Origin of the sequence: Desulfuribacillus alkaliarsenatis (assembly GCF_001730225.1) — a bacterium.
GTDB lineage: Bacteria > Bacillota > Bacilli > Desulfuribacillales > Desulfuribacillaceae > Desulfuribacillus > Desulfuribacillus alkaliarsenatis.
Genome location: NZ_MIJE01000032.1, coordinates 186,583 through 207,692, shown reverse-complemented (window position 1 = coordinate 207,692; position 21,110 = coordinate 186,583). Strand labels below are relative to the sequence as shown.

The window sequence follows — 21,110 nt, the reverse complement described above, 5'->3', positions numbered from 1 at the left end:
CCCGCTTCAGTTTCGACAGTTTGTACATCATATTCTTGAAACTGATTTGGTATGCTTTTTGTTTACTGACAAAAAACTCTATGCTATACTAAAAATGTTACATATTAGTAGGAGGGAAACAGATGAAGCATATTAAAATTTTAAGTAAGAATTCCTTACAGGATTCTATACATTCAGGCGCCTGTGGTGAATGTCAGACGTCTTGCCAATCAGCTTGTAAAACATCAATGACTGTTGGTAATCAAGTGTGTTTGCAAAAAGATAAAAAATAAGTTAAGACCCATCAATAAAGGGTCTCTTTTTTTGGTTAATTAAGAATTGTTATTTTGGAGGTTACCATGAAGCACTTAGTGCACCAATTTAGATATAAAGATAAATTTCTCGCCTTTGATGTGTGCAGCAATACTTTGTTAGAGCTAGATCTATTGAGCTATAGAGCCTTAGAGTTATATAGCCAGCAGCAATTTTCTATAGATGAGATTGTATTAACTTTGAAAGACCAAGGTTTTACTGAAGGAATAAGTGAAATAAGAGAGACCATAGATGATATTGTTAAACTGCATAAGGACAAAATTTTGTTTTCTGATGAAGCAATACCAGAAGGTTCATTATTTGGTGATGATACTATAATTAAGGCAATGTGTTTACATGTAGCACATGATTGTAATTTGCGCTGTAATTATTGTTTTGCATCAAGTGGCCATTTTGGTGGAACGAGGACAATGTTAGATTTAGAAACTGGGATGGCAGCAATAGATTTTTTAATTAAAAGCTCCAAGGGCCGAAAACACCTTGAAATTGATTTCTTTGGCGGCGAGCCACTAATGAATTTTGATATTGTTAAGCAGCTTGTTGAATATTCGAAGAAGCAAGCAATGCTATATGGTAAAGTTATTAAGCTAACACTTACTACCAATGGCCTGTTACTTACTGACGGTATACGGGAATATTTGAATAATGAGCAGATAAGCTTAGTTTTGAGTCTTGATGGTAGGAAAGAAATAAATGACTCAATGCGACACACCCTAGACGGGAAAAGCTCATATGACGTTATCGTCCCTAACCTGCAAAAGACAGTTGACGGTAGAGACCATGACAATTATTATCTGCGTGGAACATATACGAGTGAAAATCTTGACTTTGCTGAAGACGTTAAGCATATGCGTGACCTAGGTTTTCAATACGTTTCTGTTGAGCCAGTGGTAGCTCCAGAGAACTTGTCATATGCTTTAACAGAAGAGCATGTAGAGCGAATAAAAAAAGAATATGAGCTCTTAGCTGAGGAATATATTAGTAGTCAAGGGACCGCGAAGGAGTTTTCATTCTTCCATTTCCAAGTTGACCTAGATAAAGGGCCCTGTGTTGCAAAACGCCTTTCAGGCTGTGGGGCGGGACATCATTATGTAGCTGTTACACCAGAGGGGGATATTTATCCCTGCCACCAATTCGTTGGGATGAGCGAATTTTTAATGGGTAATGTTAAGCAGGAAGAAGGGATTCAGAGTCCAGAGTTAGTTGCAGAGTTTAAGAATACTAATATCTATGCTAAAGAATTATGTAAAACATGCTGGGCACGATTTATGTGCGCTGGTGGCTGTCATGCTAATGCATATGCATTTAATAAAGATTTGACTAAACCGTATGTAGCTGCCTGTGAAATTACGAAAGCCCGTTTAGAGGCGGCCCTGTATATAAAAGCGATAGAATTATCTAAAGGTTAAAAGGTGATATAATGAAAGAGTTCATGAAAGAGTACATTTATATAATTGTAGACTTTCTTTCGACACTTCCAACAGAGCTAATTGTTATTATTATTGCTGCAATGCCAGTAATTGAACTGCGCGGTGCCATACCAGTTGGTGTTGAACTTGGATTGCCAGTGTTTAAAGCGTGGTATTTAAGCATAATTGGTAATCTATTACCGATTTTGCCGATTCTTTACTTCTTTCAGCCGATTTCTAACATTATGCTACGATTTAAGTGGTATCAAAGCTTTTATAACTGGCTATATAACCGAACTATGCGAAAAAGTGACCGCGTACAGAAATACGGAGCTATTGGACTAATCTTTTTCACAGCAGTTCCATTGCCAACAACAGGTGCTTGGACAGCTTGTCTAGCAGCGATTTTGTTTAGAATACCAATAAAGATGGCATTCGCAGCGATAGCAGCTGGAGTCATATTTGCTGGAGTTATTGTTGCTATACTGAGTGGGATGTTTTTAGGTTAATAAACGTAGGGGGGATTTCTGAATGAATGAGTTTAATGAACAGGAAAGGTTATTGGAAGAAAAAATAGCTGACGATCAGGTAAGTTTAGATGACGAGCCACAAGAGTTAAGTGAAGAAGAACGGAAGTATATTGAAAAGGTTATTGAGGATACCTGCCAGATGAAAGCAGACGAATTGAAATTAATGGGAATCCGCGCCACTGGTAAGCAAGTTTGGCTTTGTGTTTCTAGTAAATATAAAAAAGATTATCCAGAATTTCATCAGGTAGTAAATGACATTTTATCATTAAAATCATCTAAGTTTATGAACTGGTTAATGGTTCAGGCTCAAAAAGGTCTGATTTGACTTTTCTTTTTAAATATAAGTATAATAGTTCTATTGAATTTTTAAGGAGGATACAAAAACAATGGTTAAGTGGAATAAGGTTGTTATCTTTGCAATAGCGACCATTCTCATAATTAGTCTTACTGTAATTGATGCACCAGAAAAGGCGCAGAGAATTACTTTAGGTCTTGATTTACAGGGCGGTTTTGAGGTTTTATATCAAGCTGTTGCCACTGAAGATACTGAGGTAACGAGAGAGATTTTACAAAGTACGGTTCAAGCTATCCAAGAGCGTATAGATAGATTAGGTGTAGCAGAACCAAGCATTGATATTGAAGCTAATAATCGTATACGTGTACAGCTAGCTGGGGTTGAGAACCAGGATGAGGCTCGTGCAATAATTGGAACAACAGCTAAGCTAGAATTTATTGCGCCAGATGGACAGGTTGTAATGACTGGTAATGATATACGCAGTAATGCAAGGTATGTTCCAGATGAAATAGGTAGACCTAACGTTTCAATAACTTTTGAGAATCCTAGATTATTTGCAGAAGTAACTCGCACATATATAGGACAACCAGTTGCTATTGTTCTAGATGGTGAAATAATAAGTAATCCAGTTGTACAAGCTGTTATTACCGATGGTAGTGCAGTTATCACTGGTATGGATACTGTTGCAGAGGCTAATAGATTAGCACTTCTTTTAAACTCAGGGGCACTTCCTTTAGAACTTGAAGAAATTAACTCTACTAGTGTTGGTGCGTCCTTAGGACAGATTGCACTAGAAAAGGGTGTTACATCTGTAACTATTGGTTCTATTTTAATTGTTTTATATATGATTTTCTTTTATAGAATTCCAGGTGTTGTTGCTGTTATATCTTTATTTGCATATATGCTTATTATTGTGAACTTATTTGTAATCTTAGAATTCACGTTAACATTACCAGGGATTGCTGCACTTATTTTAGGTATCGGTATGGCAGTTGATGCTAATATTATTACCTATGAAAGGGTTAAAGAAGAAATCCGAAACGGTAAAACTATTTTATCGTCTGTTATTTCTGGATCTAAGAAGTCCCTATCTACAATATTAGACGCTAATATTACAACGATTTTAGCAGCATCTATTTTATTTGTATTTGGTACAGGTCCAATTAAAGGGTTTGCAGTAACTTTAATTATGAGTATTGTTGTTAGTTTATTGACGGCAGTTTTAGCGTCTAGATGGTTGTTATTGCTCCTTGCCCAGAGTAACTTGATTAAGAAGACAGAGCTTTTTGGGGCGAAAGGAGGAGAATTGAAATAATGCGTTGGGAATGGAATTATGACCTCGTTTCACATCGGAAAAAGTACTTTATTGTTGCATTGGTGATTGTTCTTATTGGCTTTGCTTCGTTAATGATACAAGGGTTAAACCTTGGTGTTGACTTTGTTAGTGGATCTCGTATAGCTGCATATCTAGGTGAGAGCTTTGATAGTCAAGAGATATATGATATATATAATCAGCTTGGCTTAGAGCCAAGTGTGGTTCGGGCTGCAGGAGAAGCTAATGACATAGCCATTGCCAGGTTTGATACAACGGTAGACCATGCGATGCTACCAGAAATTAGAGCAGCATTTAATGAACGCTTTCCTAATTTTTATGATATAGAAGAGAGTAGTGTTTCTCCGCAGGTAGGAGAAGAGTTAGCTCAGAAGGCTATATATTCAGTTATTATTGCATCGCTATTTATCATATTGTACGTATCATTTAGGTTTGAATATCGCTTTGCAGTTGCTGGTATTTTGGCTTTACTGCACGATGCTTTCTTCGTTATTACGTTATTCTCAATCCTTCAGCTAGAGGTGAACTTACCGTTCATAGCTGCTGTACTTACAATTATAGGTTATTCTATCAATGACACGATTGTTGTATTTGACCGTATTCGTGAAAATATGAAGTTTGCAAAAATTAAGTCTGAAAGTGATTTAGAAAAAGTAGCTAACGATAGCTTAATGCAGACAATGACACGTTCAATTAATACTGTATTAACAGTATTGTTTGGTGCCGTGGCTTTGGTAATATTTGGTGGTGAAAGTCTGCGTGAGTTTTCACTAGCGTTAACATTTGGACTTGTTGCAGGTGCTTACTCTTCAATTTTCTTAGCTGCACAGGTATGGCTAGCGTGGAAAGTACGCGATTTTAGGGCAATGAAGGCTAAGCAAGCTTCCTAAATAAATATTATTATCTATGAGACCGCGAATTTAATTATTCGCGGTTTTTTAATAATTATGAAGGAAACAATCGCCTATAAGTCGAATGTAATATATTATAAATTTTTTTTATCATAGGGAGCTGACGTTTATGCAGTGGAGTATAATTTTAGCACTTGCTTTTGCGTTAGTAATTGCAGCATTTGCAGTTGCTAATATGGATACCATAACGGTTAATTTCTTGTTTGGAGAAGCATCTATTCCTTTGGTACTGGTTATCATTGGAGCTACTTTAGCTGGGGCGATTATCATTGCTTCGTTTAATGTTGCCAACCAAATTGCAAGTTATCGAAAAATAAAAAAGCTTGAGGAAGAAGTAGAAACACTCGAAGCTCAGGTGGTTTTTTTAGAAAATAAACTAAAACAAGACGATGGAGTAGATGATGAACTAAATGGAAAATCAGATGAAAGACATGATGAAATGCCAAATGAAGGATTAAATGAAAAATCAAATGAAAAACAAAATGTAAAGATGGATACTAGCTTAGATGTTAACGTGGATGCTGCTCAAGGTGTAGATTCATGGGATAACCTAGAAATGGATTCCGGTGATAAGTTAGATGGATGGTCACAGGATACAGATATGAAACAAAAAAGAGATAACAAAAATATTATAGAGCTTGAGGAAGAGTCCAAATAAAGAGTCGAGTTATTAATTTGAGCTAGAGCCATTAGGCTCTATTTCTTTTCTTTGAGGGCTTACTTTATTGGTTATTTATATTATAATGTAAAGGTTGAAGGGTAGTGATATTGTGTTAAACAGCAGGAAAAAATGGAGATTACCTGACACCTACTATCAAGATGGTTCAATGGCTGAATACATTTTGCGGGAACGAGGCTACACTATACCTGTAGATGATTTTATCACGGTATCTGAGGAAAAGCTTCTATCTCCTTACTTGATGAAAGGTATGAAGAAGGCTGTAAGTCGTATCCAGATTGCGATAGAAAAGCAGGAACATATTTTAATTTATGGAGATTATGATGCTGACGGAGTTACAGCCACTAGCTTATTATATTTAATTCTGAAAGATTTAGGAGCTAAAGTATCGTATTACATTCCAAACCGATTTGAAGAGGGCTATGGATTACATATAGAAGCTATTAAGAAGGCAAAGGTTAATGGTATATCCCTAATAATAACTGTTGATACAGGTATATCGGCAATTACAGAAATAGAATTTGCCAACCAACAGCAAATTGATGTTATTATAACTGATCACCATGAGCCACTTGTAGAAATACCTGATGCCTACTGTATTTTAAATCCCAAATACGCACCCTGTGAGTACCCAGAAGCAAGTCTAGCTGGTGTTGGTGTTGCCTGCAAGCTTGCTACAGCATTATTAGGGCAACTTCCTATCGATTATATAGACATTGTAGCATTAGGAACTGTAGCTGATTTAGTACCTTTAGTTGGGGAAAATCGTATTTTGGTAGCTTTGGGATTGCAAAAGTTGAACCAACAGCCGTCCGTTGGAATGAGTGCCTTAATACAGGTCACAAATCTAAACAATAAGACTATAACTAGCGGACATCTAGGCTTCCAATTAGGACCACGAATTAACGCGAGTGGCAGGCTGGAAACAGCAACAGATTCTGTAGACTTACTTATTTCAGAAGAGCTAGACAAAGCCCTTTTGATTGCAGAAAAGCTACATAATATTAATGAAAAGCGTCAAGCTCTAGTGGACGATACCTACCGACAGGTTGAGGAGATACTGCTAGCAGAAGATCAATATTTAAAGAATAATAACGTAATAGTGTTAGCTAATGAAAATTGGAACCATGGTGTAATAGGTATTGTTGCTTCAAGAATTATAGAAACCTATTATCGACCAGTCATTTTAATTTCCTTAGAAGATGGTATTGGCAAAGGCTCTGCCCGTAGCATAGAGGGTTTCCATATGTTTAACGCTCTACAAGGGTGTGAATCTTTATTAGACAAATATGGTGGACATGCTATGGCAGCAGGGTTGACTATTCAAGCTGAGAATATTCCAATGCTTCGAAATAAACTAAATGAGCTTGCTGGAAATCAGTTAAGTGAAGAAGATTATTTGCCAACAGTAGCTACAGATATAGTACTGACAATACCAGAGGTTGTAATACAACAAACAGAGATTAGTACTGTGGAGCAGCTAGCGCCTTTTGGTATGGGACATGCACAGCCAAAGGTCGTCGTTAGTGGAGCGAAATGTATTGGTCTTCGAACTATTGGTAAAGAGAATAATCATATAAAGTTTACCTTTGGAGCAGGACACTATAAACTAGATGTTATTGGGTTTCGTTGGACTGACAAAATAAGTAGTATAGAAAATACTGAAATATTAGCTGACCTTAGATTTGAATTATTAGGAGATTTATCAATTAACTGCTGGAAAGATAAGCAAAATCCACAGTTGAATTTGCAAGACAGTGTAGTATCTCCAATCCAATTTGCAGAATCTGAAGAACAAGCTAAGAAGATTACAAAGGTTCTACAGGAGCATTTCTTTAATGTCCAATGTATTTCAACAAGCAGTATGCAAGAACAACAGATTTTAAAATTATGTACAGAAATTTATACAGAGAAAGTATATGTAAATCCGTTACAGCACAAGTGTATATACGTAATCATAGTAGACACTAAGGTTGAACAATTGCTACAAAAATCGTATCGACAACCTAATAGAGAAGAATTCTCCACAGTGTACAAAATTATTGCTAGCGAGCAACTGGTTGAGAAGGGGAATTTGATAGATAAATGTGCAAAGCTAGGGATAGCTGAGGAATTCTGCAATTATATATTAGCTGTTTTTGAAGAACTTGAGTTTATAGCCATAAAGAATGCCGAAATAAAACTGTCTGCGAATCCTCAAAAAAGAAAGTTAGAGGAATCGAAGTTTTACTTAGAAATGCTTCGCAAATCGATGATGTTTAAAAAGCACATGAATTATTAAAAAAGCACATGAATTATTAAATGGAGGAGATTACAATGAATCTACATGAAAAAATAAGAAACATTCCTGATTACCCTATAGAAGGTGTTCAATTTAAAGACATTACCACCCTGTTAAAGGATGGTGAAGCACTAAGATATACAATAGATAAAATTACAGAATTCTGCAAAAGCAAACAAGCAGATATAATTATTGGACCTGAGTCAAGGGGCTTTATTCTTGGCACACCAGTAGCATATAATACTGGAGCTGGATTTGTACCTGTAAGAAAACCTGGGAAACTGCCAGCAGAGACGGAACGCGTGGAATATAGTCTTGAATATGGAAGTGACGCATTAGAGATACACAAGGATGCAATTCAGCCTGGTCAAAGAGTAGTTATCTGTGATGATTTATTAGCAACAGGTGGTACAGTGCAATCAGCAGCTAAACTTGTAGAAAATCTTGGAGGAGAAGTAGTAGGAATTGCTTTTTTGATTGAGCTTACATTTTTAGAGGGAAGAAGCAAGATTGATCAATACGATATCTATAGTATTTTAAAATATTAATTTTGCAACTAGCACTATGCATGCTACAATGTAGAGTAATATTTATATGAAAGTTATTTTTTAGAAATAGGTGAGTAATCCCATGAGCTTTGAGGCCCTGTTAGACAAAATAAAGGACTACCAAGCAAATGATATAGAAAGAATAAAATTAGCATATGAAGAAGCGGCACAAGCTCACGAAGGTCAGAAGCGAATTTCTGGTGAAGACTATATTGTGCACCCAGTTGAAGTAGCTATTATTACTGCAGAATTAAAATTAGATGCAGAAGCAATAATGGCAGCTTTATTACATGATGTAGTTGAGGATACACCTACTACACTAGAGGATATAGAGAAGAAGTTTGGTAAAGAAGTAGCTATTCTAGTCGATAGTGTTACTAAATTATCTAAAATCAAGTTCCGCTCGAAAGAGGAGCAACAGGCCGAGAATTTACGTAAGATGCTATTAGCGATGGCGAAGGACATTCGGGTTTTATTAATAAAATTAGCTGATCGCCTGAATAATATTCGTACGTTAAAGCCGTTGCCGCCAGAAAAACAGAAGCGCATAGCCAGAGAAACATTAGAGATTTTTGCGCCTTTAGCCCATCGATTAGGTATATCGACTATTAAATGGGAGCTCGAAGATATTTCGTTTCGATATTTAGAGCCTAGTCAATATTATAAGATAGTGAACCTTATGACACAAAAGCGTAAGGATAGAGAAAACTTCATAGAAACAATAAAAAGCGATTTGAAATCTCGTCTAGAACAAATGGAGATTGAAGCAGATATATCTGGGCGGCCTAAGCATATATATAGTATTCATCGGAAAATGGTAAATCAAAATAAACGCTTTGATGAAATCTATGATTTACTTGCTGTGCGCGTCATTGTAGATAATATTAAGGATTGTTATGCAGTTTTAGGTGTCGTGCATACTATATGGAAGCCCATGCCAGGAAGGTTTAAAGACTATATTGCAATGCCTAAGGTTAATATGTACCAATCACTACATACGACAGTAGTTGGACCACAGGGTAAGCCTTTTGAAATTCAAATTCGCACATGGGATATGCACCATACAGCAGAATTTGGGATTGCTGCTCATTGGGCGTATAAGGAAAATAAAAAGATTCAAAGTAGCAATTTAGAGCAGAAAATAGCTTGGTTTAAAGAGCTATTGGATTTACAGCAGGATTTGAGTGATGCTAACGAATTCGTAGAGAACATAAAGCTAGACCTATATGCTGATGATGTGTTTGTGTTTACGCCAAAGGGCGATGTATTTGAATTACCTGTGGGGTCCGTGCCGATCGATTTTGCTTATCGTGTGCATACCGATGTAGGGAACGCGACTGTAGGAGCTAAGGTTAATGGACGAATCGTACCATTAGATTATCGATTGAAAACAGGGGATATTATTGAAATTTTGACATCGAAACAAAGCTTTGGTCCTAGCCGCGATTGGCTTAAAATTGCACAGTCAAGCCAAGCTAAGGCGAAAATCCGTCAGTGGTACAAAAAACAAAAGCGTGATGAAAATATCCATAAGGGTAAGGAACTGTTAGAGAAGGAAATAAAAAAGCTTGGTTTTGAGCCAGGTCAATTTTTAACTAGTCAGCAGTTGGCTGATATTAGTAGAAAATTCAATTTCGCTACAGATCAGGATTTGTTTGCGGCTATTGGCTATAATGGTATTAGTGCTCAACAAGTTGCTATGAGGCTAACTGAAAAGCAACGGCATGAACAGGCGAAGGAAGACTCTATAACCGCAATTGTTGATAATAGTAAATCGCAAGCAATGTTTAAGAAACGGAAAAAGCAGCCACATGGAGTACGTGTAAAAGGTGTAGATAACTTATTAGTACGTTTTTCGAAATGCTGTAGCCCAGTTCCAGGTGATGACATTATCGGTTATATTACCAAAGGACGAGGAGTTTCTGTACATCGCACAGATTGTGCAAACGTTAAAAATGATGAACATCAAGAACGCATAATACCCGTAGAGTGGGAAAGTGAAACAGAATCATCTTACACGGTGGATTTGGAGATTATTGGTTTAGATAGACCTATGATTTTAAATGAGGTTATGCAAGCAGTATCAGAAACAAAGACAGATATAAACGCTGCTTCTGGTAAAGGCGATAGAAATAAGCGAGCAATTATGCACCTTACAATATCAATTCGAAATGTAGAACATCTGCGAACAATAGTAGAAAGAATTAAAAAAGTGCGCGATGTATACTCAGTTAGAAGAGTTATGCAGTAACAGACTATTAAACAATTGAAAGGGTGAAGGGATATGATTATCCATAAGTTTCCTATTGGTCCAGTTGAGGCAAATTGTTATATTGTAGCAAAGGAAAAAAACTCGGAAGGGTTTATAGTTGACCCTGGAGGATTAGAGCTAAATCAAATCATCCAAACTATAGAAGAAGATAACATTAAGGTAACGCACATACTACTAACTCACGGGCATTTCGATCATATTCTGGGTATTGATGAACTTCGTAAGCATACTGGAGCAAGTGTATGTATTCACGAGCAGGACCAGAACAAATTAACAGAAGCTAATGATAATCTTTCAACTTACATGGGAGCAGGCTATAGCTTTAAGCCAGCTGAAAAGATTTTACAAGACGGAGAAGTTATAGAGGTTGGTAATATGCAAGTGAAGGTATTACATACTCCTGGACATACTCCAGGTGGAGTATGCTATTACATTGATAATAGACTGTTTAGTGGTGATACTCTTTTCGCAGGTTCGGTAGGTCGGACAGATTTTCCTGGCGGCTCAATGAGACAATTAATGACATCAATTCAAGAAAAGCTGTTAGAGTTACCAAAGGACACACTAGTATATCCTGGACATAACGAAGATACTACAATTGAACATGAAATGAAGCATAATCCATACATTTCTTCAAGGGTCTTCTAAAAATCTATTGCAAATTGCTTCTGAATATGATAAACTATATCTTGTCGCTATTTATTTAGTGCTTGATGGAGTGATGGCCGAGTCGGCTGAAGGCGCTCGCCTGCTAAGCGAGTATACGATTTATAGTCGTATCGAGGGTTCGAATCCCTCTCACTCCGCCAAGGTATATCTATACGAGTATTGTGAGCAGTCGCAGTACTACATTGAAAAGTGTAGTGTTGAGGAAAGTCCACGCTCGCCTAAGCTGTGATGCTTAGAGTTTGGGTGCCTGACGAAAAAATAAGTCAGGGCAGTATGAAAGTGCTGACGGCGGTGAAATGGACTCACTGAGTTCAGAATAGCCTGAAAGTGCCACAGTGACGAAGTCCTTTTGGCGACAAAAGGAGTGGAACGAGGTAAACCCCACTTGCGAGAAACCTAAATTATGGTAAGGGAGCTATCCGGAGGGAATAAGAACTGACGGATGGATTGAATAATGGATTTGCGACAAATTCGTTATTTGATAGATAGATGGCTGCTACCTCAGAAATGAGGTACAGAACGTGGCTTATAGCAATACTTGTAGATCTGGTTCGGTAGCTCAGTCGGTAGAGCAGTGGACTGAAAATCCACGTGTCGGCGGTTCGATTCCGTCCCGAACCACCATTTTTTTTATTCGCTTGAATAAGCGAGGGTGGTGGAATGGCAGACACGCAGGCTTGAGGGGTCTGTGTCGCAAGACGTGAGGGTTCAAGTCCCTTCCCTCGCACCAATTCCTCATATGATTATTAAACCCATCAAATTTAGATGGGTTTTTTTACGTTTTTTGGTGGAATCTTAATGTATAACAAGTAAGTATTTATACTTGTTATTATAGTATAATTCTTATAATATAAAGATAGCAGTACTAGTGAATTATAGGAGTGGTAAATATGGATTTTTTCAAGGGCATTAAAGGACGGTTAGCAATTATTTCAATTATACCGATTGTCTTATTTATACTGTTTAGTTTTGTCTTTACAATTCCTAATATTAAATCAGACTTACTAAACGAGAAACAAATACAGACAAAAGATATGGTAGATATTGGGGTTTCGTTGCTTGAATACTATTATGAGCGAGAGCTTAGTGGAGAGTTAACTAGAGAAGAAGCACAGTTGGGGGCGATACAGTCAGTTCGTGCATTGCGTTTTGGAGACGAACTACTGGATTACTACTGGATTAATGACTACCATCCAAATATAGTAATGCATCCATTCAGACCAGATTTAGAAGGTCAGGATGTTTCTGGAGTTAAGGATACTGAAGGACTTGCGCTTTTTGTAGAGTTTGTAAATGTTGTTAATCAAGAAGGTGCTGGTTACGTTCCGTATCATTGGCAATATTATGATGACACAAACAGGGTAGAGCCGAAAATTTCTTATGTTGCTGGCTTTGAACCTTGGGAGTGGATTATTGGAACTGGAGTCTACGTAAATGATGTGAATGAAGTATTTGCGGAGCGCAGAAGTATCAATATAGTGTTCATTATAGGAATCACTATTATTAGTTTGTTAGCGGCGTTTTTGTTTGCGAATAGATTGATTATTAGACCAGTTGCTGATGTAACTGAAATTGGCTCTAGGATGGCTGAAGGTGATTTTACACACAATATACCAGACGGTATACTTAGACGAAATGACGAAATCGGTAAGCTTGGGCATGTGTTTCTGGTGATTAAAAATAGTATGAGTGAGGTACTGACTAATATTCAGGCTAACGCAGATAAAGTAAATAATGCTTCTGTTGAATTATCGCAAAGTGCAGAAGAAACTACTAATGCTACAAATAATATGTCAATTGCTATAGATCAGATTGCAGATGGTACAGAAAATCAAGTCGTAAGCTCACAGGAAACATCGAAAGCGATGGAGGAAATGGCTCATGGAATTGGGCGTGTAGCAGAAACTTCAGGTACGATTGCGGATGCTGCACGTGCAATGATTGATCGCTCGAATATAGGTAAGGAATCTGTAAATCAAGCAATTAGCAAAATCACTGACATAGAAAAAGACACATCATCTACATCTGGTATTATAGCGACACTTGATAAAGACTCTGAAGCAATCGGAAATTTCATTAAGATAATTGAAGAAATATCTGAACAGACGAACCTATTAGCACTTAATGCAGCGATTGAAGCAGCAAGAGCAGGAGAAGCGGGTAAGGGATTTGCAGTAGTGGCAGATGAAATACGAAAACTAGCTGATCAGACTTCGAATTCAACGAAGGAAATCTATAATCTGGTTGGTAACATCCAATCAAACACTGGGCTCGCCGTTGATGCGATGAATAAGAATCAAACAAATGTTAAAGATGGAATTGAAGTTATATCAGAACTAGAAGAAGTTTTCAAGGATATTATTGAATCAGTTCGTGGAGTAGCCAATGATATTCAAGAAATGGCGGCGGTGGCTGAACAGATGTCAGCTGGTTCTGAAGAAGTTAGTGCTTCAACGACAGAATTAACGAATATAGCCAAAGATACATCGCAAAGCATTCAGAGTATAGCTTCAGTTGCAGAAGAACAACTTGCAGCCATGGAGGAAATCTCAAGTTCTGCTCATATGCTATCTAATATGGTAGATGATTTGAACTCTTTAGTATCGAAATTTAAAGTATAGTAGCATGACATACAGTAAAGTCTGCAGTTAATGTAAACAAAGCGACGGTATTACAATCGAGTAAGAGGATTGTAATACCGTCGTTTTTATAACTTGTAAGAATAGATTAGTTAAAATATCTGATGACCCCTTGGAAAATCCCTTCTGCTACTTGATCTTGAAATTGTCTAGTTCTTGATAGAAGTTCATCGTTATAATTACTTAGAAAAGCTGCTTCTACCAGTATAGATAATTGAGGGTTCTCCCTTAAAACATAATAATTACCTTGCCTAGCACCGAGGTTTTGTAATCCATTATGTTTAACAATTTCCTGTTGTACAACTCTTGCGAAATCTGCATCATTGCCATTTCGGCTATAATGATAAACTATCGTACCATTAACTAAAGGATTATGATTTGTGTTGTAGTGGATACTGATAAATGCATCAGCTCTATGATTACTACTAATTGCAACGCGTTGCGATAGGCTTAAAAAACGATCAGTGTTTCTAGTCATAACGACATTTGCTCCTGCTGCTTTTAACTTGCTTTCTAAAAGTAAAGCAGTTGACAAAGTTAAATCTTTCTCTAAGCTTCTAAAATGCGAACCGATAGCGCCTGCATCAATTCCCCCGTGCCCAGGATCGACTACAATGGTCTTTCCTGCTAGTAAACCTGCAATAGAACGGTCATTCGCGGAGCCTTCAATCCCTACTGCTTGTACAACCCAACTAGCGACAAAACCCTTCTGAGAGTTAGATAAGATAATCTCATACCAAGTGCCGTGTGTGCTAATAATATTAAAGGTATCACCTTCATTAGCACTTTTTATAATGCTGTAGTTCGTGCCAGGGCCAGAGCGAATGTTAATTCCTGTTTTTGGTATTATAACCTGCGGAACGTGACTTATTGATTGGTTTTTAGTAGTGATTGTTACGAATTGGCTAGCAATCCAGCCTTCGCTGCCGTTAAAAGATATTTTTAGCCATTCACCTTGCTGTTCTATAATCTCTACTGTTTCACGCATTGATAACTTACCCATTATTTGCTCGGAGGTATTAGGACCTGCCCTTACGTTTAATATATTGACGTCTACAGTAGCATGCTTAACTTCTTTTACTTCTTCTTGATTGCCATCGATACTGTCACTAGCTCCATCCCCATTATTAGAGCTAGGGTCAGTGCCATTGCTAGCATTATCGTCTATGTTATTACCATTATTATCAGCCATATTATTGTCGTTAATATTATTTGGAGTATTAGCATCTGTATTGTTGTTAGTAGCAATTTCTTGTGCGTAATCAGATGCAATCCAGCCTGTAGTATTATCAAAGGTTATCTTATACCAGCCATCTTTAACATCAATAAGTGTAACCTGTTCACCTCTGCTTAGTTTAGCTAGGATGGTGGCGCTGGTAGTTGGTTCAGCTCGGACGTTAAGTATACTGGCAGTTATTGTAACGTATTTATTACTAGCTACTACTTCGGTATTTTTATTAGCTATTCGAACAAAGTTAGTTGAAACCCAGCCACTATGCTGTGAATTAAGCTGAATTTTTAACCATTCTCCCTGTTTCTCAACTAGGGGATAAAACTCCGTTGGTCTTATAGTGCCAAGAACTGGGAAGGATAAGCTAGGTCCTGTTCTAACGTTTAATGTTGCGACAGTCGATTCTACGACTTGTATTGAAGTGGTTTCTTGCTGTAATACTGGTTCTTTAACACTTACAAGCCAGCTAGCAATCCAGCCTTCTTGATTATTGAGTGGTATTTTATACCAACGGTCTTTTTCTTCTATTATAGTATGTATAGAATTTTTTGGTAAGGTACCAATTATATTATGTTCAGTGCCAGGACCACTACGGACATTTATGGTATTTACATCAATGTTAGCTTGTTTTTTATTTGCAGCCTCTAAATACGTGAATGTAAATAAAAGTATAAAAATGGTCATAATAAAAAATGACCGTATGTATAGCTTCATCGAAGTCATCCTCTCGGTTGTTTTTCTCTACAATAACATTTTACTATAATAAGGAGGTTTCAGGCTATGAGAATTTCAAAAAAACATAATAATGTAACAAGGCAAAATATTACATTTTCAAATGTTGAACACCAAAACACTAACTCCTATGAAGAGTTTTATAATCATAATTTAGGTCCAGATTTTTTTGATACACGACTATGGACTGAGAGTATACTTAAGGAAAAATAGGAAACAATTGACCGACATCTAAATAAGCGTTACAATATGTTGCGACTAGGGGGAATTACCGTGAGCATAGATGTTTATTTAGATGAAATAGCCCAGGAAGCAATAGTGGAAATAAAAAACCTACATAAAGCTTTGTACGGAACAGAGCTTAGTGTTGTAGACTATGTCAGTCATAATTGTTTATCACTAGAAATAGAAGAATGCGATAATCTAAGACTAGGAATGGCAAATTATAAACAAGGAAACCTTGAGCTGGTATTAGCATTTAATGAAAATAAGACATTAAAGCAAAATGTCGCTCGCTTATTCGTTTTAGCCATATTCAAAATAAGTCCAGAAATAAAGGACATACTTCCATGGGGGATTTTAACTGGTATACGTCCACTAAAACTATATAGAAAACTAACTGAAGCATATAAATCTCAAGAGCTAGCGAAAAAAGATTTAAATGAGTTCTATCTATTGTCCGATGAAAAGATAAGGCTATTAGAAGAAATATATAATATGCAAGCGCCAATCTTAGCTAACTATAAAAATGAAAAATATATTAGCTTATATATTGGGATTCCTTATTGTCCTACTAGATGTAGCTATTGTACGTTTCCTTCCTTTACAGTAAAACATAATGAAGAAGTAAAACGCTTTACAAAAGCACTATTGAGGGAGTTACGTTGGATATTAGAGCTGATTGAAGAATATTCGGTTAAAGTAGCGGCAATTTATATTGGTGGCGGAACACCTTCAACCTTATCTGCCTCAGAAATTCATGAGATCCTTAATCTACTATCTAAGTACATTAATTTTGAGGAAGTGGAAGTAACATTTGAAGCTGGTCGTCCAGATACTATTACTGATAAAAAGCTCCATGTCTTGAATAGCTACGGAGTACAGCGTATAAGTATAAACCCACAAACTTTTAATAATGAAACTCTTAAAAGAATTGGTAGGCATCATACAACTGCAGATGTGATTAAGGCATATGAATTAAGTAAAGGGATGTTTAAGTATGTTAATATGGATTTCATTATAGGACTTCCTGGTGAGTCGATTGAAGATTTTCAGAAGACATTAGCATATGCAAATCAGCTTCAGCCTGAATCAATAACAATACATACTCTTTCTATAAAAACTAAGGCTAAAATTAAAGATGAAATAACAGCTGCGAACCTTAAATTACTGCCAGTAAAAGATATGATAGATTATTCGAAAACATGGGCACAGGAAAATGACTATAAACCTTACTACATTTATAGACAAAAAAACATCGCAGGCAACTTTGAAAATATAGGTTATAGTAAGCTTGGTAGTCATTCTATCTATAATATCTTAATCATGGAAGAAGCGATGTCTATTATAGGTGTAGGCTGTGGAGCCGTGAGTAAGCTCAAAGAAATAGATACAGGTGTTATAAAACGGGTGGCTAACCCTGTAAATCCAGACTACTATGTGAAAAATATCGACAAGATTATACAAAATAAGCAAAATCAAATAGTAAATGTATTGACAAAATTATGTTAATACATGTATGATAACCAATGATGTAATTCTGTAATTACAACACAAAAAAACTATCTAAATAGTAAAAGAGAACTATCAATCAATGATGTAGTAAAGAGAGTAGTGTGCTTGGCTGAAACACCTACCTACAAGGTTAGATAGTGGACACTCTTATTTATCTAGCTCGAAGTTGAGCCGACTCACCATACGTTACATGGTCTAAAAGTGAGTGTTTTTTAACACTAACTAGGGTGGCACCACGGGTAAAAAGCTCTCGTCCCTATACCAAGGGATTAGTGCTTTTTTTTATGGAGTTTTATTTGACTGATACATAATTAGAAGGGGGTTTTATAGTGACTAAGATGATAAATACGCCTCGAGGGACGTATGACATATTGCCAGAAGAAGCAAAAAAATGGCAATTACTAGAGAATACTTTGCGGAAATGGTGTAAACGTTATCAAATACAGGAAATACGTACGCCTATATTTGAATACACAGATTTATTTCAGAGAGGTGTAGGAGAAACTACAGATATAGTGCAAAAGGAAATGTTTACTTTTTCTATTAAGAATAAAGAAAACAGTGATAAAGATGATATTAAATCCTTCACCTTAAGACCAGAAGGCACTGCATCAACTGTGAGAGCATTTATCAATAACAAGCTATACGGTCAACCTCAACCGACAAAATTATTTTATATGGGTCCAATGTTTCGTTATGAACGACCACAGGCTGGTAGGAATAGACAGTTTAGTCAATTTGGTATCGAGGTCTTTGGTTCAGATCATCCTAGCATTGATGCAGAGGTAATCTCATTTGCAAATCATATCTTTAAAGATTTAGGTATTAAAAATGTCCGCTTAGAGATTAACAGTGTTGGCTGTCCTACATGTCGTCAACAGCATAAGGAAATAATGATGAACAAATTAGCAGAGGTAAGGGAAGAACTATGTACTGATTGCGATAATCGTTTTGAACGTAATCCTTTGAGGATTTTAGACTGTAAAAACGAAGCTTGTAAGCAGCTAACACAGGATGCACCTTTGTTAAGTGATCATTTATGTAGTGATTGCGATGAACACTTTAAAAGTGTGCAAAAGTATTTATTGGCACTAGAAATTCCTTTTCACATAAACCCTAGGCTAGTGCGTGGCTTAGATTACTATACGCAGACAGCCTTTGAATTTATGGAGGATAGTATTGGCGCTATGAGTACGATTTGTGGGGGCGGACGCTACAATGGGCTGGTAGAGCAACTTGGTGGACAAGATACCCCTGGAATTGGTTTTGCAATTGGTTTGGAAAGACTATTGCTAGCTTTAGATAATAATAAAACAACGATTGAAGATGATTATGGCATCGATGTTTATGCAATTGCTTTAGGAGAAGAAGCTCATGTAGCTGTTTTAAAAATGATAGACCAGCTTCGGGAGCACGGTTTGGATTGTGAAAAAGATTTTCTAAATCGAAGTATGAAAGCACAGATGAAGGCGGCTAATCGTCTTAAAGCTAAACATACAATCATTGTTGGGGAAGCTGAACTAGCTGATAACAAAGCAATTATTCGTAATATGGAAACAAGTGAGCAACAAGCTATTAGTTTTGACGGAGTAGTAAACTATTTATTGGGAGGAAGCAAATAATGGCAACAACTTTAACGAGAACACACCAATCAGGTAAATTACGAGAAGAGCATATAGGACAAGAGGTAATTCTTAATGGATGGGTAAGCAAAAGAAGGGATTTAGGTGGTCTGATTTTTGCTGATTTAAGAGATCGTTCTGGGATTGTTCAAGTGGTGTTTAATCAGGATTTCTCTGAAGACGCTTTTAAACTAGCAGATTCACTGCGCTCTGAATTTGTTATAGCAGTAAAGGGCAAAGTAATCTTACGTGACCCAGAAACGGTTAATCCTAATTTGGCTACTGGAACTATCGAGGTACAGGTAACAGAATTAGAAATAATGAATGCGGCAAAAAACCCACCATTCTTTATCCAAGATGATATTGATGTTGAAGAGAATATTCGTTTGAAACACAGATATTTAGATTTGCGTAGACCTGAGATGCTTAATAATTTTCAGGTACGTCATAAGGTTACAAAGGTAATTCGCGACTATTTGGATACAAATGAATTTATGGAAGTGGAAACTCCAATGCTGACGAAGAGTACTCCAGAAGGGGCGCGTGATTATCTAGTACCAAGCCGTGTGCAGCCTGGATCGTTTTTTGCTCTACCACAGTCACCACAGCTTTTTAAACAGCTATTAATGGTTGCTGGATTTGAGAAATACTTTCAAATTGCCCGCTGTTTCCGTGATGAAGACTTAAGAGCTGATCGTCAGCCTGAGTTTACACAGGTGGATATTGAAATGTCGTTTATGACATTAGAGCAATTCCAAGCAATGATGGAAGAAATGATGGCAAAGGTGATGCAAGAAGTTAAGGGTGTTGAAGTACCACTACCATTCCCAAGACTTACCTATCAAGAAGCAATGTCTAGGTACGGTTCAGATAAACCAGATACTAGGTTTGAACTTGAATTGGTTGATATTACAAGTATCGCAGCAGAATGTAGCTTTAAAGTCTTTAATGACATTGCATCTAAGGGTGGTTTGGTTAAAGGAATTAATGCTAAAGGCTGTGGAGATTTTAGTCGTAAAGATATCGATGATTTAACTAGCTTTGTAGCTCGTTATGGAGCTAAAGGCCTTGCTTGGATGGTTGTTACTGAGGATGGAATTAAGAGTCAAATAGCTAAATTCTTTAGTGAAGACGAGATAAAGCAAATTGTAACTGCCTTTGAAGGTGAGCCAGGTGACTTGTTGATGTTCGTTGCTGACAAGCCTAAGGTCGTCTATGACTCGTTAGGAAATCTTCGTCTGTTATTAGGCAAGCAATTAAAATTAATTGATGAATCAAAATATAACTTTTTATGGGTGACTGATTTCCCACTACTTGAATGGGATGCTGATGAAAAGCGCTACGTAGCATTACACCATCCGTTCACAATGCCTCTAGATAGCGATTTATCTTTATTAGATAGTGAACCTGAAAATGTAAAGGCAAAAGCCTACGATATGGTACTTAACGGCTATGAAATAGGTGGCGGTAGTATGCGTATTTATCAAAAGCAAATTCAAGAGAAAATGTTCTCACTCCTAGGATTTTCTGATGAAGAAGCTAAACAAAAATTCGGATTTTTATTAGAAGCATTTGAATATGGTACACCTCCACATGGTGGAATGGCTTTAGGATTAGACAGACTTGTGATGATTTTGACTGGACGTCAATCCTTAAGAGACTGCATTGCTTTTCCAAAAACAGCGAGTGCAACGTGTCAGCTTACGAATGCACCTAATGAAGTAAGTGCGAAGCAACTTAAAGAACTACACATTAAGACTACAAGCATTAACATAGATTAGTGTAAACTTTAATTATATTAACTAGGCGTAATTAGATGGAGAACTAGTTAGTCTAATCATGAATAACTAACTAGACCACTATCTAATGAGCTTGCTTGCTAGTTAAAAAGTATTGTATAATTTTAGCGCTGT

Annotated in this window: 17 protein-coding genes, 3 tRNA genes and 1 other RNA gene; 20 read left to right on the top strand and 1 reads right to left on the bottom strand. The window is 36.8% G+C overall.

Going from position 1 to position 21,110, the window contains the following annotated elements; translation table 11 throughout:
* The first annotated feature begins 122 nt into the window (after positions 1-122).
* The 16 genes from scfA (at position 123) to BHF68_RS11670 (ending at position 13,860) form a co-directional block, all read left to right on the top strand.
* Positions 123-272, top strand: coding sequence for a six-cysteine ranthipeptide SCIFF (gene scfA / locus BHF68_RS11740; protein WP_069643843.1), 150 nt, complete (start codon positions 123-125; stop codon positions 270-272).
* Positions 273-338: 66 nt separating this feature from the next.
* Complete coding sequence (scfB, locus tag BHF68_RS11735; RefSeq protein ID WP_069643842.1) at positions 339-1,721, top strand: thioether cross-link-forming SCIFF peptide maturase; 1,383 nt, start codon at positions 339-341, stop codon at positions 1,719-1,721.
* An 11-nt stretch (positions 1,722-1,732) separates the two neighbouring features.
* Positions 1,733-2,230, top strand: a complete 498-nt coding sequence (locus BHF68_RS11730) for a COG2426 family protein (RefSeq protein ID WP_245669671.1) — start codon at positions 1,733-1,735, stop codon at positions 2,228-2,230.
* 22 nt (positions 2,231-2,252) lie between these two features.
* The gene (locus tag BHF68_RS15170; RefSeq protein ID WP_084019401.1) at positions 2,253-2,576 is read left to right on the top strand and encodes a post-transcriptional regulator; all 324 of its coding nucleotides are present in this window, start codon (positions 2,253-2,255) and stop codon (positions 2,574-2,576) included.
* Positions 2,577-2,637: 61 nt separating this feature from the next.
* Positions 2,638-3,861, top strand: coding sequence for a protein translocase subunit SecD (secD, locus tag BHF68_RS15165; RefSeq protein ID WP_084019400.1), 1,224 nt, complete (start codon positions 2,638-2,640; stop codon positions 3,859-3,861).
* A complete protein-coding gene (gene secF / locus BHF68_RS15160; protein WP_084019399.1) occupies positions 3,861-4,769 on the top strand; it encodes a protein translocase subunit SecF in 909 nt (302 codons plus the stop codon). Before secD ends, secF begins: the two co-directional genes overlap by 1 nt.
* Before the next feature lie 130 nt (positions 4,770-4,899).
* The gene (locus BHF68_RS11715; protein WP_069643841.1) at positions 4,900-5,448 is read left to right on the top strand and encodes a LapA family protein; all 549 of its coding nucleotides are present in this window, start codon (positions 4,900-4,902) and stop codon (positions 5,446-5,448) included.
* 112 nt (positions 5,449-5,560) lie between these two features.
* Positions 5,561-7,750, top strand: a complete 2,190-nt coding sequence (gene recJ / locus BHF68_RS11710; protein ID WP_069643840.1) for a single-stranded-DNA-specific exonuclease RecJ — start codon at positions 5,561-5,563, stop codon at positions 7,748-7,750.
* Positions 7,751-7,785: 35 nt separating this feature from the next.
* Positions 7,786-8,298, top strand: a complete 513-nt coding sequence (locus BHF68_RS11705; RefSeq protein WP_069643839.1) for an adenine phosphoribosyltransferase — start codon at positions 7,786-7,788, stop codon at positions 8,296-8,298.
* A gap of 82 nt (positions 8,299-8,380) precedes the next feature.
* Positions 8,381-10,549, top strand: coding sequence for a RelA/SpoT family protein (locus tag BHF68_RS11700; protein WP_301553636.1), 2,169 nt, complete (start codon positions 8,381-8,383; stop codon positions 10,547-10,549).
* Positions 10,550-10,582: 33 nt separating this feature from the next.
* Positions 10,583-11,218: an MBL fold metallo-hydrolase gene (locus BHF68_RS11695; RefSeq protein WP_069643837.1), complete on the top strand. Its 636-nt coding sequence runs from the start codon at positions 10,583-10,585 to the stop codon at positions 11,216-11,218.
* Positions 11,219-11,285: 67 nt separating this feature from the next.
* Positions 11,286-11,379, top strand: a tRNA-Ser gene (locus BHF68_RS11690).
* Between the two features lie 17 nt (positions 11,380-11,396).
* Positions 11,397-11,773, top strand: an RNA gene (gene rnpB, locus BHF68_RS11685) — RNase P RNA component class B.
* Between the two features lie 14 nt (positions 11,774-11,787).
* Positions 11,788-11,863: transfer RNA gene (locus tag BHF68_RS11680), tRNA-Phe, on the top strand.
* 22 nt (positions 11,864-11,885) lie between these two features.
* Positions 11,886-11,969: transfer RNA gene (locus BHF68_RS11675), tRNA-Leu, on the top strand.
* Between the two features lie 160 nt (positions 11,970-12,129).
* Entirely contained in the window at positions 12,130-13,860 is a 1,731-nt protein-coding gene (locus BHF68_RS11670) for a methyl-accepting chemotaxis protein (protein WP_069643836.1), read from the top strand.
* A 106-nt stretch (positions 13,861-13,966) separates the two neighbouring features.
* Here the strand turns inward: BHF68_RS11670 and BHF68_RS11665 are convergent, their stop codons facing one another.
* On the bottom strand, positions 13,967-15,823 hold the full coding sequence (locus tag BHF68_RS11665; RefSeq protein ID WP_069643835.1) for an N-acetylmuramoyl-L-alanine amidase family protein: 1,857 nt from the start codon (positions 15,821-15,823) through the stop codon (positions 13,967-13,969).
* Between the two features lie 66 nt (positions 15,824-15,889).
* On the opposite strand from BHF68_RS11665, the gene BHF68_RS15405 reads away from it, so the two are divergent.
* From BHF68_RS15405 to aspS, 4 genes are all read left to right on the top strand, one after another.
* Entirely contained in the window at positions 15,890-16,054 is a 165-nt protein-coding gene (locus BHF68_RS15405; protein WP_176719930.1) for a hypothetical protein, read from the top strand.
* Positions 16,055-16,114: 60 nt separating this feature from the next.
* Positions 16,115-17,572, top strand: coding sequence for a coproporphyrinogen dehydrogenase HemZ (hemZ, locus tag BHF68_RS11660; protein ID WP_069643834.1), 1,458 nt, complete (start codon positions 16,115-16,117; stop codon positions 17,570-17,572).
* A gap of 341 nt (positions 17,573-17,913) precedes the next feature.
* Positions 17,914-19,197, top strand: coding sequence for a histidine--tRNA ligase (gene hisS / locus BHF68_RS11655; protein WP_069643884.1), 1,284 nt, complete (start codon positions 17,914-17,916; stop codon positions 19,195-19,197).
* Entirely contained in the window at positions 19,197-20,978 is a 1,782-nt protein-coding gene (gene aspS / locus BHF68_RS11650) for an aspartate--tRNA ligase (RefSeq protein ID WP_069643833.1), read from the top strand. Before hisS ends, aspS begins: the two co-directional genes overlap by 1 nt.
* The last annotated feature ends 132 nt before the right edge of the window (positions 20,979-21,110 follow it).